We start from the raw sequence: 14,496 nt of genomic DNA on the forward strand, positions 1-14,496 counted from the left end.
AAGACTTCCTTCCCCCAAGATTGCTCTTCGGGTGATCGAATTATCGATCAGGAAGCTCGGTAGCAGCCGGTAGAACCGCGCCGCCGCCGTCGGTGGAGCGGCTTCTATGGGCGACCCGGTTTCCGGTCAACAACAAAATTACAATTTTTATACAGGGGCAAATCAAGCCTTATTTTCCGGGGTTTCGGCTTCGCTCTTCGGCGCATGACGATCGAATCACTCTCCCGAATCGGCCCTCGAGCGATTCGGGAAAGATCGTCGGCCGGGCACCTTCCGCAGCGGCAAGCAACGGAAACTGCCCGGTTTTTCTATTCAGGCGGTCTGGATATATTCGCGCATGGCAGCAGCCTCGCTCTCGATCTTCTCGATCCGGGCCTTCACCAGGTCGCCGATCGAGACGAACCCCACGAGGACCCCATCGTCGACCACCGGCAGGTGGCGGATCCGCCGCCGGGTCATCATCCCCAGCGCGTGCAGCGGATCGGTCACGCTGGGGACCGTGATCACCGGCGTGGTCATCACATCGCCCACTCGCCGCTCCAGGAAGGCCGCACCCTCGGCGCGTATTCCGTAGATCATGTCCCGTTCGGACATGATGCCGACGACCTGCTCCTGGCCTATCACCGGCACCGCGCCGATACGGCGGTCCGACAGCAGGGCGAGAACGTCCTTCACCTGCATGTCTGCCGTGGCGTGGATGATGCTGTGGTCGCCGTGCCCCTTCAATATGGACGCAATCGTCATATCGGCCTCCTTCCCCTACGCCCGCGACCGACCCATTCGGTCGGGGCCGCATGTGCGGGGCGCGGGTCTCTTGATCCGGGCGCATCTATCCGGAAGCCGCCGGGTCCCTGCAGGCTTGATGATCACATTTTTCAGGACCAAAGAAAAGCCATGTCAGCCCCCCGCAAAGACCCGACCGCCCCCCTTTCCAACCGCCATGCCTGGGCCCGCTTTCGCTGGATCATGCGCTGGGTGAGCGTGACGGCGATCGCTGCCGTTGGCGCGGCCCTCTTCTACCTCTGGGCCGACGGATCGCCCCTGACCGTCGCGGTGATCATCGCTACCTGCGCGGGCGTGTCCTTGTCGGTGCTGGTCGGCGGCGGGCTGATGGCGCTGATCTTCCTGAGCGCGGGCAGCGGCCACGACGCCGAGGTCGGCAAGATCGATGGGCCGACCGAAGACCCGAGCGCGCGCTGGGATCGCCGGGACCGCTGAGCCGGCGGCTGTAGCCAAAACGAAAAAGGGCGGCCCGAAGACCGCCCTTTCCTGTTCGACACGGAACCGAAAGCTCAGACCGCGGCGGCCTCGCCGCGCGGCTTGCGCGTACGGGTAACCCGCGGCTTCGGCGCATCTTCACCGTCGTCGCTCGAGGCGACCGACTGCGACAGCGACGGCGGCAGACGATCGGCGTCCAGCTGCTCGCTCGGCTGCACCTTGGGCGGACGGCCGCGACGGCGCACGGGGCGCTCCTCGCCTTCCTCGGAGGCAAGCGGCGCAGGCGTGGCCTCGGCAACCGGTGCGGCCTCGACTTCATCCTGGCGGCGGGCCTGCTGCTCGCCGTCATAACGGCGCTCGCCGCGCGGCGGACGGCCACGACGCGGACGCCGCTCCCCACCCTCGCCGGCTTCGCCTTCCTCAGCCGAACGCTGCTGCTGGCGCTCGCCATCCTGGTCGTACCGGTTCTGGTCGTAGCGATTCTGCTCGTATCGCTGGCCACCGTCCCGGCGGCGCTGATCGCCTTGCTCGTCGCCGCGCGGCGCCTGGACCTCGTCGCTGCTGACGCGCTCGCCCTCGTCGCCATAGTCCTCGTCGGACTGCATCGAGAAATCGTCGCGGCGCGGACGCGGCTGCTGATCCTCGAAGCGCGAGCGGCTTTCGCTCAGCACCCGGAAATAATGGTCAGCGAACTGGAGATAATATTCGGTGTTGACCCGGTCGCCCTGCATCTGCGCGTCGCGGGCGAGCGCCTTGTACTTTTCGAGCAGCTGGGCGGCATTGCCCCGCGCCCGATTGTCGATGCGATTACCGCGATCCTGGCCCCCATTGCCACCGTTCGGCCGGGGTGCACCCGAACCACCGCCACGACCGCGACGGCGGCCGTTCTGCCGATTGTTTATCAACTTACCGATGTCCTCGTCACTGGTGGTATAGGTTCACCACTCCCACACCGGGACCATCCCGGATTACGTCAGGGGCCATCGTCCCCAAGCTGCATGATGCACGCCGCCCTACGGCGCGGGCCTTTTGGGCACCGCATCCACCGCACGTCATGGTCGCCTGTTGGGGCGCCCCTGCCATTGGGGGTCGTGGCATCGGGCGGGTGCACGCGAACGGACCCTGCCCTTACCGTGGCTTTCGATGTAGGGGCAGGCGCAGCGGATTCCAAGCGGATAATGTGCGCTCTACGACAAAAGGTCAGTGCCGGACGAGGATAGCCCGGTCGCGCCCGCCCAGATCCTGCCGTACCGACGTGCCGAGCCCCTGTACGGCGAAGAGTCCGCACACCGCTGCCGCCTGCGTCCAGCCGATCTCGACCACCGCCCGCCCTTCGGGCGCCAGCAGGCGAGCAATATCGGGGGCCAGCCGGCGATAATCATCGAGTCCGTCAGGACCCGCGAACAGTGCGTCGGCGGGTTCATGCTCGCGAACCTCGGGGGCGAGCGGGGCATCCGACTCTATATAAGGCGGGTTGCACAGAATCAGGTCGAACGGACCGTCGATCCCCCGCCCCCAGTCACCGACACACAGCACCGCCCGCGACGCCAGACCGAGCCTTTCGGCATTGCTTGCGGCGATCGCGAGCGCCTCGTTCGACCGATCGACTCCCACACCGCTGGCATTGGGCCATTCCGCCAGCGCCGCGAGCAGCAGCGCGCCCGAACCGGTACCCAGATCGAGGATCGTCGCGGGCCCTGCCGATCCGAAATGGTCGACCGCCGCTTCGATCAGCGTCTCGCTATCCGGACGGGGAATCAGGACGCCGGGGCCGACCGCCAGCGTGATCGTCCAGAAATCGCGTTCGCCAAGGATATAGGCGACCGGCTCCTGTCCGCGACGGCGATCGAGCAGGGTCTCGAACGCGTCCGGGGAAGGATCGTCGAGCCGGCCGAGCAGCATCGCATCGCGCGCCACGCCCAGCGCCGCCGCCATCAGCAGTTCGGCATCGAGCCGCGCCGAGGCGCTCCAGCCGGACAGTTCGGCCGCAGCGCGCACGAGCGCCGCACGGACCGTCTCAGCCATCGAGCTGGGCCAGCCGCTCGGCCTCGTCCTCGGCGATCAGCGCGCCGACCAGCTCCTCGAGACCGGGTCCTTCCAATATCTCGTCGAGACGGTGGAGCGTCAGGTTGATGCGGTGATCGGTCACGCGCCCCTGCGGGAAATTATAGGTGCGGATCCGCTCGGACCGATCACCCGACCCCACCATCGACTTGCGCGCGCCCGCACGCTCGCTGGCGAGGCGCTCGCGCTCCATCTCGTAGAGACGGGTCCGCAGCACCTTCAGCGCCTTGGCCTTGTTCTTGTGCTGCGACTTCTCGTCCTGCTGAATCACCACCAGCCCGCTCGGCAGATGGGTGATCCGCACCGCGCTGTCAGTGGTGTTGACCGACTGGCCGCCGGGACCCGACGAGCGATAGACGTCGATCCGCAGATCCTTGTCGTCGATCTGCACGTCGACGTCCTCCGCCTCGGGCAGCACCGCAACGGTTGCCGCCGACGTATGGATGCGCCCACCGGACTCGGTGACGGGCACGCGCTGGACGCGGTGGACGCCGCTCTCGAACTTGAGCCGGGCGAACACGCCTGCCCCGGTCACGCTGGCCACGACTTCCTTATAGCCGCCGAGGTCGGCCGCGCTGGCGGAGATCAGCTCGACCCGCCACCCGCGATTCTCGGCATAGCGCTGGTACATGCGGAACAGGTCGCCCGCGAACAGCGCCGCCTCGTCGCCGCCGGTCCCTGCCCGGATTTCGAGCATCGCCGATCGCTCGTCGGCGGCATCGCGCGGGAGCAGCCTGAGCGCGAGCGCACGTTCCGCCTCGGGCAGCCGGGCGCGGAGATCCTCGACCTCCTCGATCGCCATCGCCTTGAGTTCGGCGTCGCCGCTCTCGTCCTCGGCCATGCCGCGCAGCACCTCGAGCTCGGCGCGCAAGCGCCGCACCTCGCCGGCCGCGACCGCCACCGGTTCGATCTCGGCATAATCCTTCGACAGCTGGACGAACTGGTCCGACGGCAGGTCGCCGCGCGACATGAGCGCCTGGAGCTCGTCGCGCCGGGCCTCGATCTGCGCGATCCGCGCCGAACTGATCGCTCCTGCCATATGCGATCAGCCCTTCAGCGCCGCCACCAGCGCGTCGACCGCGATCGGCCGCTGGCTCTGCGCGCCCATATCCTTGAGCGACACCTCGCCGCGCGCGACCTCGTCCTCGCCGATGATCACGGCATAGCGCGCGCCGGCGGCATCGGCCTTCTGCATCCGCCGCTTCATATTGCCCTTATAGGCCATGTCGGCCGACAGCCCGGCCCGGCGCAGATCGGCGAGCACCTGGCCCGCCAGCGCCTGCGCCGCCTCACCCATCGGCACGACCGCGACGTCGATGCGTTCCGCCGCCGGCTCGTCGATCAGCATCGCCAGCCGCTCGATCCCCGCCGCCCAGCCGACCGCCGGGGTCGGCGAACCGCCCAGAGCCTCGATCAACCCGTCATAGCGCCCGCCGCCGAGCACGGTGCCCTGCGCGCCGAGCCGATCGGTGACGAACTCGAACGCCGTGTGGCGATAATAATCGAGCCCGCGCACGAGCCGCGCATTGCGCGTCCAGGCGACACCCGCCGCCTCGAGACCGCGCGTGACCGCCTCGAAGAAGCTGCCCGCCTCGGCCGACAGATAGGCGTCGATCTCGGGCGCGGCGTCGGCGATCGGGCGGTCGCGCGGATCCTTGCTGTCGAGGATGCGCAGCGGATTCTTGGCCAGCCGGTCGAGGCTGTCCTCGCTCAACTCGCCCCGATGCTTTTCGAAATGGGCGATCAGCGCCGCGCGCCAGGCATCGCGCGTCTCGCCATCGCCCAGCGTGTTGAGCGTCAGCGTGACCCCGTCCGAGACCCCGAGTTCGCGCAGCAGCTGGTCGGCGAGGCAGAGCAGCTCGACATCGGCCTGGGGCTCGCCCGCGCCGATGATCTCGGCGTCGAGCTGGTGGAACTGGCGGTAGCGTCCCTTTTGCGGCCGCTCATAGCGGAACAGCGGACCATGGGTGGCGACCTTGAGCGGTGCATATTGCTGCCAGCCCTCGGTCAGATAGGCGCGACAGATACCGGCGGTGAACTCGGGCCGCAGCGTGACCGAATCGCCGCCACGATCCTCGAAGCTGTACATTTCCTTGGAGACGACGTCGGTTGTTTCGCCGAGCGAGCGGGCGAAGACGGCGGTGGGCTCGAACACCGGCACCTCGACGCGGCCGAAGCCGTAGAGGCGGCGGACCCGGTCGAACGTCTCGACCACATGGCCGAAGCGCCGCGCCTGTTCGCCCAGCATGTCCTGCGTGCCCCGGATCGGGCGCGGTGTTTCGATCCTGCTCATGTCGCGCCCTTATCGCCACATCGCCCGGCGTGAAAGCGCTTTGCGTGAGCGCGCGCGCCCGCCGACAGGCGTCCGGGCTTCGTCGATGCGCCAAAAACCGCGACCGCAGCGGTGAATCGGCTTGGAATCCGATGCGGTGCAGCATAAAGCCGCGCCATGAACATCGACCTCATCCCCGTGGGCGACGATCCGCCCAACAGCCTCAACGTCATCATCGAAGTGCCGGTGGGTGGCGAGCCCGTGAAGTACGAGTTCGACAAGAAGTCGGGCGCGCTCTTCGTGGACCGCATCCTGCACACGCCGATGCGGTATCCCGCCAATTACGGCTTCGTGCCGCACACGCTGTCGCCCGACGGCGATCCGCTCGACGCCCTCGTCGTCGCGCGCTCGCCCTTCGTGCCGGGCTGCGTCGTCCGCGTCCGCCCGATCGCCGTGCTGAAGCTCGAGGATGAGGCCGGCGGCGACGAGAAGCTGCTGACCGTCCCGGTCGACGGCACCTTCCCTTATTATTCGAAGGTCGACGAGCGCGACGATCTGCCCGAGATCGTGATGCAGCAGATCGAGCATTTCTTCACCCACTATAAGGACCTCGAAGCCAAGAAGTGGGTGCGCATCGGCACCTGGGGCGACGCCGACGAGGCACGCCGCATCGTGCTCGAGGCGATCGAGGCCGCGAAGAAGGCCAAGGCCGCCTGACGGTCCAGGCTCCGCGCCGAAACATAGGACGGGCCGGTCGGGTCGGCGTCGAGGAAGCGGGCACAGCGCCCCTCCCGACGCCGGCCCGGCCGGCCTTTTCCTTTCGAGCGAAGCGGATAGGGGTATAGGCGCGCCGACCCCGCACCTCCGGATCGCGCGCGAAAACGACAATCTGAAAAAGTCGCGATTACCCGCTTGCATGGAATCGGACCGCCCCCTATAGGCGCCCCACTTGGCTCAATCCGGTCGGCTCCCGAGGCCTAAAAACGACCGGATCTCCGTCGGGGAGTAGCTCAGCCTGGTAGAGCACTGTCTTCGGGAGGCAGGGGCCGGAGGTTCGAATCCTCTCTCCCCGACCACTTTCGTCATTGACGAAACTGAGGCGATACACGCCGGTACGCCCGCAATGCCCCTAGGGCATACCCCCTCACAGGTTGGCGATCTTCACGCCTTCCGACGTATGAAGCGTGCTTCCAGCAACGCACCAGCAGCCGACCGATCGACAGCCTCGACCTCGACCACCGACCCGATCATGGCATCGCCCGACAGCATGAAGTCGAAGCGCTGCCGATCGGTGAAACCTTCACACACCCTGACCAGCCGCCCTTCGATCTCTACGACCATCGTCGCGAGCACGTCGCCATTGTCCTGGCGGCTGATCAGTTCTCGGATGTAGCCGTCATAGGTCTCCGCTCGCTTGATCCGCTGCCAGTTGGTCGAGCGGCCCGCCTTGTAGGTCGAATTGGCATGCTTGAGGATGACGCCTTCGCCACCGGCTGCAATCACCTCCTGAGCGACGCGGCGCGCGTCCTCCACCGTGTCCACCCAACCCCACGGAATCGGCCGGACCGGGCTGCGCTCCCCCAGCGGCTGGCAGAGCTTCTCCAGCGCCCGCTTGCGGGCCAGCAAGGCATGGCCCACGTCCTGGCCCCGCCATTGACGCATGTCCATGACGTCGAATGCGTGAAGGATGCCGGCGTTGCCCTGGGAGCCCTTCGCCGAGAAATGTCGCCTGGTAGCGCCATAAGAGGCATCGACCTGCCATTCTCCGTCCACAAACAGCGGGCGACAGGCTGCGCGCTCCATGCGACGGATATCGTCCGCGATGTGCTCTGCGCCCAGGATGGGCACGCCCTCGCGGGTGACGAGCTCGCCATCGATCCACAGCATTCGGATGCCGTCGATCTTCGGCTCTTCGACGCAGCCACCAGCCGGGATCTTTCCGTTGAAGTCGGTGACGAGCTGGCAGAGCCCCTGCAGGCGATCGCCACGGGCCAGAGCCGGATGCGCGTTCACTGCTCCCCTCCCCGGCTGGCGCGGTCGCGCTGGAAGGCATCGCGGTCGAACCATCGCAGGATTGACAGCAGCGGCACCTTGACCGGCGTTCCGTTCTTGAGCGCGGCGCGCGTCGTCGACTCGCCGATCCCGAAATCCTCCTGCACCAAGCGCGGCCAGGTCTTCGGATCCGCATCCGGATAGAGCCAGGCCAGTGCGTCGGCATCGAGCTTGGGAAGAGCGAAGGACCGGGGGAGTCCGGTCACCTCGTCCCGACCGTTCTCCCGCAGCCAGTCGCGCGCCTGCTCGATCGCTACGCGCGCCGGCGACGTGTCGGCGAACAGGCGAACAACCTTCTCGAACGAGCCGCCGCTGATCCGCTGCACCTTGTCGACCTGCCCCGGGACCGTGCTCTTCCCGATCAGCTCGGACAGGAAGGGCCGCCGGCGCCACCGTTCATCGGTCAGGAAATAGACCGCGATCTCGGTCCAGTTCGCCTTGCCAGCCTCGTAGGTGGAGAAGAAGCCGATGCGTGCCGCCGGGTTGGTGTCGATGTCGTTCGGATTCATATCGCCTCAGCGTCGCCGACAACTCCGCCACCCTGCCTGACGGAGCATGGCAATCCTCGGACCATAACAGCTAGCCGGAACTGAGCAAGAAGCCCTAAGAATGGACGAGCCCGCAAGGGCCCGCCCGTCCTCGTCTCAGAAACTCTCGCCCACCAGCGCCTCGCTCTTGTCCCAGAGCAGCTTCGCGCGCGCGGCGTCGAGGGCGTAGGGGCGGACGCCGAAGCCCACGCTCTGCGCTTCCACCGTCTCGGCGACGTGGCAGTCCTCGAGATAGCGGCCGCCGATCTCGGCGGGGTCGGCGACGGTCGCGGCCCAGACCGAGGTCGCGGCGCCCTGGGGCACCGACTTGAATGCAAAGCCCTGCCCGCTCGCCTGCATCTGCGTAATCGCTGCGGTCAGCGTCGCCTGCGCTTCCTCGCTCATATAGCGGCCGAGTTCGGTGTTGATGCCGCCCGGATGGACCGAGGCCGCACGGATGCCGCGATCGCGATGGCGCCGGTCGAACTCGACCGCGAACAGCGCGTTCGCCGTCTTGGCCGCGCCATAAGCCTGCCACGGATCATAAGGCGTGGACTCGAAATTGGGATCGTCGAGGTCGATGTCCGAGAAATGATGCGCGCCCGAGGACAGGCTGACGAAGCGGCCGCCATCGACGATCAGCGGCGCGATCCGGTTCACGAACAGGAAATGGCCGAGATGGTTGGTGCCGAACTGAAGCTCGAATCCGTCGGCGGTGCGTCCCTCCGGGGTCGCCATGATGCCGGCATTGGCGATCACCGCGTCGAAGCGGCGGCCGTCGGCCAGCAGCCGATCGGCGGCGGCGCGGACACTGGCAAGCGAGGCGAGGTCGAGTTGGAGCAGGTCGAAGCTGCCGGCGCCTCTATCCGCTGCAGCGCGCACGTCGGCGGTCGCGGCTTCGGCCTTGGCAAGATCACGCGCCGCGCCGACCACGGCTGCGCCATGCGCGACAAGCGCGCGGGCGGTTTCGACCCCGAGCCCGGCCGAAACGCCGGTCACCAGATAGCGCTTGCCGGTGAGGTCGATGCCATCGAGCACCTCGTCCGTGGTCGTCGCCGCGCCAAAACCGTCCGCCATTCTCCATCTCCTCTCATGTCCGTCGGCGGGACTGCCGCCCGCCTGTCGCCGCTATGCCCCGCCAGGAACGCCAGGGAAAGCGCCTTGGGGGCTCAGGCCGCGTCGGGCTGCAAGGAGGGGTGTGCGCGTTGGAAGGCGTCGATCGCCCCGCAGCGGGCATCGATCGTCATCAGCATGTCTAGGCCATCGAGATCGCAGTTGAAGCGCCGGGCGTTGAACAGCTGGGGCACGAGGCAGCAATCGGCCAGGCCCGGCGTATCGCCGCACAGGAAGCGCCCGGCGCGACCGCTGGCGCGGACGAATTCTTCGAGCCGTTCGAGCCCGTCGCGCACCCAATGGCGGTACCAGGCGTCGATCTGCTCCTGATTCTGTCCCAGTTCATTCTTGAGATGGCGCAGGACGCGGAGATTGGCGAGCGGGTGGATGTCGCACGCGATCAGCTGCGCGGCCGCGCGGACATAGGCACGTGCCGCCGGATCGAAGGGCAACAGAGGCGGCTCCGGATGCACCTCCTCCAGATATTCGATGATCGCCAGCGACTGGACGAGCATGCCGTCTTCGTCGGTCACGAGCGCAGGCAGCAAGCCCTGCGGATTGATTTCCGCGCGATAGGTTGGCAGCGCCTCGCTGGCGAGCAGATTGACCGGTGACTGGTCGAACCCAATCTCCTTCAGATTGAGCGCGATCCGCACCCGATAGGCGGCGGACGACCTGAAATACCCGAACAGCCTCACCGACAGCCTCCGTCCCGGATCCCAGCCCCATAGCCGGATCGCAAGCCCTCAACGCCCGTGGTAAGAAGATGCGAAACATTTGCAATCCGGTAGTGTAACGGAATCGGATCAAGCTGGGACAGGATGAGGCTGGCCGAGACGATGTGGCGCGCCCCGTTCGTCCCCGGCGCGGGGAAGGGGACCGTCCGAAGGATGGTGGAGGGGTCGCCGCCCTCCGTTCCAGCGCTGCCCACGCGAATGCGCCACCACCCCTCCACCGGCTGCGCCGGTCCCCCTCCCCGTGCCGGGGAGGATCTTTCGGGTAGGGCTTGCGACATCCCCTCCGAAAATGATCTGGTGACGGGATGCGCCATGTTCTCCCTCTGCTCGCCGCCCTGATGCTCGCCCCGCCCGCCGCTTCGGCCGCCGAGCAGCCCACAGCGATGGCTACCGCCCAGCCGGTGACGGCGATCATCTCGGCCTTTGCGCCGGAAATGGAGCTGCTCGAGGCCCAGCTGGCCGATCCACGCGAAAGGCGGATCGGCGGGGTCCGCTTCGTCGAGGGGCGGCTCGACGGAAAGCCGGTGCTGCTGTTCCTGTCCGGCATGAGCATGGTCAATGCAGCGATGACGACGCAGCTGGCCCTCGACCATTTCGCGGTCCGGCGGATCGTCTTTTCGGGGATCGCGGGCGGGCTCGATCCGGCGCTCGACGTCGGCGACGTCGTCGTTCCCGACGCCTGGGCCAATTATCTGGAGTCGGTGTTCGCCCGCGCCGACGGGCGGGGCGGCTATGCGCTGCCCAAGGACATGGAGGGCCGGGTTCCGCTGGAGAATTGGGCGATGATCTTTCCCCGCGCGGCGCTGCTCCAGACCGCCGGATCGGGCGCGATAGACCCAAAACTCTGGTTCAAGGCCGATTCCGCGCTGCTGGCCCTGGCACGGCGGGCGGCGGAAAAGGTGCGGCTGCAGCGCTGCGTCGAGGCGCTATGCCTGACCGCGCAGCCGCGCATCGTCGTCGGCGGCAAGGGGGTCTCCGCCTCTGTGTTCATGGATAATGCCGAGTTCCGCGCCTATCTGCACCGCGTGTTCGGCGCGCAGGCGACCGACATGGAAAGCGCGGCGGTGGCGCATGTCGCTTATGTCCACGCCATCCCGTTCATCGCCTTCCGCTCATTGTCGGATCTGGCCGGGGCCGATCCCGACCATAATCAGGCCGGCACCTTCTTCCGTCTCGCATCTGCCAATGCCGCGACCGTGGTCCGCGCCTTTGTCGACGAGCTGCCCGACTGAACGATAGAGGCGGCGGATCGCTGGTGGATCCGCCGCCCGCAAGGGATCAGAATTTGTAGCCGACGGTCAGCTGCCAGGTCCGCGGCATGTTGTAGAAGGCGAAGCCCGGCGGGAAGTTGCTCGCGACGAACAGATTGTTGAAGCAGTTCGCGCATTCGATCGAGGCCTTCCACGGCCCGTCCTGCGGCTTGAGCGTCAGGCTCGCGCCGACCAGCCATTCGCCGTCGACATAGTCGAGCGGTACGCCCGCCGTGCCGACCGTGTTGCGCGACTGATAGGAGGCATTGGCCGCCGGGGTCAGGTAGAAGTCGCCGACCGGCATGTCATAGGCGCCACCGAAGGCCGTGGTGAACTTCGGTGTCCGCTGCGGCGGCGCCAGATTGCCGTTCGGATCGACGATGCCCTGGCCGCAGCTGGCGGCGACGCCGGCACGGCACGAGGCCTGCTGGGCGGTGATCGTCGGGTCCGGGTTCAGATATTTGGCGCGCTGCAGGCCGATATTGGCGAACAGCGACAGGCCGCGGACCGGCGCCCAGACCAGTTCGGATTCGAGGCCATAGTTGCGGAAGTCCGACCCGTTCTGCGTGACGAAGTTGATCGCCCCGGTGCTGTCGACGAAGCCCAGCGGAACCTGGAAACCCTTCACATCGGTATAGAAGACAGTGGTGTTGAAGCGCAGCGTGCGGTCGAGCAGCTCGGTGCGGAAGCCGCCTTCATAGGACCAGACCTTTTCCGGACCGAATTGCAGGAAATTCTCCGCCGAGAGCGAGCGGGCGTTCCAGCCGCCCGAGCGGAAGCCGCGCGTCGCCGAAGCGAACAGCATGACATCCTGCATCGGCCGGTATTCGACCGCGAAGCGCGGGGTGAACTGCTTGGTGCGATCGCGCAGCGGAATACCTGCGGCGGCGATGTCGGCCGAGCCATAAGGCACGCCGGCCAGCGCCGGATTGGCATTGGCGACGACACCGACCGTCTTCTTCTCGCTCGTATAGCGCCCGCCCACCGTAAGGGTCAGGTTGTCGACCGGCTTCCAGTCGAACTGGAGATAGGCGGCCGGCGCCGAGGTCTTGTTGTTGAGCACCCGGTCGGCGAGGACCAGCGGCAGGCCGATGGTTCCGAGGTCGAGCGTGAAGACGTCGGCGAAGTCGGTGCTGTTGTCCTCATGGATGTAGAAGAGGCCGGCCGTATATTGCAGGCCCTCGGCGATCTTGCCGTTGATCTTCACTTCCTGCGAGAACTGCTTGAAGCGGCCGGCATTGGCGAGAGCGAAGCCGCCGGTCGAATATTTGCCGTCGAAGATGTCGGACAGATAATCCTGCTTCAGATCGCGATAGCCGGTGATCAGCGCCAGCGTCGCCCCGCCCAGGTCGATCTGCACGTTGGAGGAGAGCGAAAGGCTCTTGGTCACGTTCTTGAGGTGGAAATTGGCCTTGCGACCGGCGACGAGGCCGGCGAGCCCGGCCGACTTCGTGCTGAGCCCCGTATTGCTGAACAGGTCGCCGCCGACCTTGACCGACGGCAGGTTGAGCGTGTTGTCGCGGACATAATCGGCCGACAGGTCCCACGTCACCGTGTCGGTCGGCAGCAGGCGGACCGCGCCGCGCAGGCCGAAGCTCTTGGTGCCGTTGTTCTTCTCGCCGGTCGTCAGATTCTTGACATAGCCATCGGCCTCGGTCGCGAAGCCCGAGATCTTGGTCAGCACCTTGTCGCTGATCGGCGCATCGACCGACCCCCGGACGATCCACTTGTCATAGGCGCCATAGCCCGCCTCGACATAGCCGCCGAAGCTGTCCGCGGGCTTCTTCAGGACGACGTTGATCGCGCCGCCCGTGGTGTTGCGGCCGAACAGCGTGCCCTGCGGGCCGCGCAACACTTCGATCCGGTCGACGTCGAAGAAGGCGAAGTTGTTGGCGTTCTGCCGGCTGACATAGATGTCGTCGACATAGGTGCCGACCGGCGGATCGAAGGTCGCGATCGATTCGGTGTTGCCGAGGCCGCGGATGAAATAGCTGTTGGCCGAACCGATTCCGACATTGGTTGCGCCGACCATGTTGGGCACCAGGCGCGGAATGTCGATCGTGGTGCGGATCTGCTTGGCGGCGAGTTCCTGGCCCGAGAAGGCCGAAACCGCGATCGGCACGTCCTGAAGGCTCTGCTGGCGGCGCTGCGCGGTGACGACGATCTCGCCGAGCGTGCCACTGTCGGCCATATCCTCGGCGGCGCCCGCCTGCTGGGCTATCGAGGGCGAGACCGTCAGGGCCAGCGAAGCGACCGCGACAGAAGCATGCAACCACATTCCCAAACGACGCATGTGCGTTTCCCCTTGGCAGGCGGCTCATGCCGCTTTTGTGGATTACAAGCTGTCAAAGTCTTTTACGGCCGTCCTACACTTTTTTGTTGTTTTGATACCGATCAACGCCATGTGGTCAGGGCCTGATCTCGATCCACTCGCCCGCGCCACCGACAAGGCGTTCGGTCTGACCTGTATCTGCGCCGTGGAAATGCGCGATGGCGATCCCGCTCGGCAGGCCGATCGAAGAGGCCGGACGATCGATCGCGGCGGCCGGAAATTCGTCGATCTCGATCAGGCTCGCCTCGTCGAACGCGACCGTCGCCAGCCGGTGGCGATGTGCGCGGTCGATCCCATGCGCTTCGGACAACACCTCGATTCGCGCCTCGAAGATCGGGCTGAGCGCCCGCCCGCGCTCGACATAGGACTGCGCGGCGGCCTCGATCCCGCGCGAGCCCATCACCAGGATGAAGGGCTGGCCGACGAAGCTCTTTGCTTCGGGCAGGTCGAACCCCGGCACCGGTTCCGCCACCTCGGTCAGATAGAGCACCTCGCCGCCTGGGCCCGAGACCTGCATCGCCTTGATCTTGTCGGTGAAATCGAAGTCCAGGACGGCGGGCGCGCCGATGATCGCGAACGGCGAGCCGGGCCCCGCCAGCCGGACGGCGAGCGCCTCGACGTCCTGGACGATGATCTCGACCGCCGCCCAGCCGAGCGCCGCCATCGGCCGATAGGCGGGATCGGGTGCCGCTTCGACCAGCCGGAGAAAGCGGGCTTCGCCGCTTTCGGGCGTCAGCGTCGACGTCCGGGCGCCCGCCGCCTTCGGCGCATTCCACGCCTGCGCCTCGGCGGCATCGAAGGACGCTACCGGCGAGGGCCGGTAGCCCAACCAGTCGCGATAGGCGGCGATGGCGGCGTCGAGATCGGGCACGACGATGGTGGCACCGGCAAGCGACTTGATCATTGCAGAACCTCATGGAGCGGCCGGACC

14 protein-coding genes and 1 tRNA gene are annotated in these 14,496 nt (G+C 66.8%); 4 read left to right on the forward strand and 11 right to left on the reverse strand.

All coding sequences use genetic code 11. From position 1 onward, the window contains the following. Window positions 1-312: 312 nt before the first annotated feature. Window positions 313-744 carry a CBS domain-containing protein gene (locus ACNI3R_RS09170; RefSeq protein WP_426182332.1) on the reverse strand — a complete coding sequence of 144 codons (432 nt, stop codon included), beginning with the start codon at window positions 742-744 and terminating at the stop codon, window positions 313-315. A 150-nt stretch (window positions 745-894) separates the two neighbouring features. On the opposite strand from ACNI3R_RS09170, the gene ACNI3R_RS09175 reads away from it, so the two are divergent. After that, window positions 895-1,218, forward strand: coding sequence for a hypothetical protein (locus ACNI3R_RS09175; protein WP_426182333.1), 324 nt, complete (start codon window positions 895-897; stop codon window positions 1,216-1,218). Window positions 1,219-1,292: 74 nt separating this feature from the next. Here the strand turns inward: ACNI3R_RS09175 and ACNI3R_RS09180 are convergent, their stop codons facing one another. The 4 genes from ACNI3R_RS09180 to hisS form a co-directional block, all read right to left on the reverse strand. After that, on the reverse strand, window positions 1,293-2,123 hold the full coding sequence (locus ACNI3R_RS09180; RefSeq protein WP_426182336.1) for a DUF4167 domain-containing protein: 831 nt from the start codon (window positions 2,121-2,123) through the stop codon (window positions 1,293-1,295). 295 nt (window positions 2,124-2,418) lie between these two features. After that, window positions 2,419-3,243, reverse strand: a complete 825-nt coding sequence (prmC, locus tag ACNI3R_RS09185; RefSeq protein WP_426182339.1) for a peptide chain release factor N(5)-glutamine methyltransferase — start codon at window positions 3,241-3,243, stop codon at window positions 2,419-2,421. Beyond that, complete coding sequence (gene prfA, locus ACNI3R_RS09190; RefSeq protein WP_426182342.1) at window positions 3,236-4,321, reverse strand: peptide chain release factor 1; 1,086 nt, start codon at window positions 4,319-4,321, stop codon at window positions 3,236-3,238. Before prfA ends, prmC begins: the two co-directional genes overlap by 8 nt. Window positions 4,322-4,327: 6 nt before the next feature. Beyond that, complete coding sequence (gene hisS / locus ACNI3R_RS09195; protein ID WP_426182345.1) at window positions 4,328-5,575, reverse strand: histidine--tRNA ligase; 1,248 nt, start codon at window positions 5,573-5,575, stop codon at window positions 4,328-4,330. Window positions 5,576-5,731: 156 nt separating this feature from the next. Here hisS and ppa point away from each other — a divergent pair, with 156 nt between their 5' ends. Next, window positions 5,732-6,271, forward strand: a complete 540-nt coding sequence (ppa, locus tag ACNI3R_RS09200) for an inorganic diphosphatase (RefSeq protein WP_426182347.1) — start codon at window positions 5,732-5,734, stop codon at window positions 6,269-6,271. 282 nt (window positions 6,272-6,553) lie between these two features. After that, window positions 6,554-6,630, forward strand: a tRNA-Pro gene (locus tag ACNI3R_RS09205). An 85-nt stretch (window positions 6,631-6,715) separates the two neighbouring features. Here ACNI3R_RS09205 and ACNI3R_RS09210 read toward each other — a convergent pair. From ACNI3R_RS09210 to maiA, 4 genes are all read right to left on the reverse strand, one after another. Beyond that, window positions 6,716-7,567 carry an ATP-dependent DNA ligase gene (locus tag ACNI3R_RS09210; protein WP_426182350.1) on the reverse strand — a complete coding sequence of 284 codons (852 nt, stop codon included), beginning with the start codon at window positions 7,565-7,567 and terminating at the stop codon, window positions 6,716-6,718. Further along, window positions 7,564-8,115: a hypothetical protein gene (locus ACNI3R_RS09215; RefSeq protein ID WP_426182353.1), complete on the reverse strand. Its 552-nt coding sequence runs from the start codon at window positions 8,113-8,115 to the stop codon at window positions 7,564-7,566. Before ACNI3R_RS09215 ends, ACNI3R_RS09210 begins: the two co-directional genes overlap by 4 nt. Before the next feature lie 135 nt (window positions 8,116-8,250). After that, complete coding sequence (locus ACNI3R_RS09220) at window positions 8,251-9,210, reverse strand: SDR family NAD(P)-dependent oxidoreductase (protein WP_426182356.1); 960 nt, start codon at window positions 9,208-9,210, stop codon at window positions 8,251-8,253. Window positions 9,211-9,302: 92 nt separating this feature from the next. Next, on the reverse strand, window positions 9,303-9,944 hold the full coding sequence (gene maiA, locus ACNI3R_RS09225; protein WP_426182359.1) for a maleylacetoacetate isomerase: 642 nt from the start codon (window positions 9,942-9,944) through the stop codon (window positions 9,303-9,305). A gap of 344 nt (window positions 9,945-10,288) precedes the next feature. Here maiA and ACNI3R_RS09230 point away from each other — a divergent pair, with 344 nt between their 5' ends. Continuing rightward, window positions 10,289-11,215 carry a 5'-methylthioadenosine/S-adenosylhomocysteine nucleosidase gene (locus tag ACNI3R_RS09230; protein ID WP_426182362.1) on the forward strand — a complete coding sequence of 309 codons (927 nt, stop codon included), beginning with the start codon at window positions 10,289-10,291 and terminating at the stop codon, window positions 11,213-11,215. 46 nt (window positions 11,216-11,261) lie between these two features. On the opposite strand, the gene ACNI3R_RS09235 is transcribed toward ACNI3R_RS09230, so the two are convergent. Both ACNI3R_RS09235 and ACNI3R_RS09240 read right to left on the reverse strand, forming a co-directional pair. Next, on the reverse strand, window positions 11,262-13,526 hold the full coding sequence (locus ACNI3R_RS09235) for a TonB-dependent receptor (protein WP_426182365.1): 2,265 nt from the start codon (window positions 13,524-13,526) through the stop codon (window positions 11,262-11,264). A 115-nt stretch (window positions 13,527-13,641) separates the two neighbouring features. After that, window positions 13,642-14,469, reverse strand: a complete 828-nt coding sequence (locus ACNI3R_RS09240; protein ID WP_426182368.1) for a hypothetical protein — start codon at window positions 14,467-14,469, stop codon at window positions 13,642-13,644. Window positions 14,470-14,496 lie beyond the last annotated feature (27 nt).

The sequence above is a fragment of the Rhizorhabdus antheiae genome (assembly GCF_049889055.1).
Taxonomy (GTDB): domain Bacteria; phylum Pseudomonadota; class Alphaproteobacteria; order Sphingomonadales; family Sphingomonadaceae; genus Rhizorhabdus.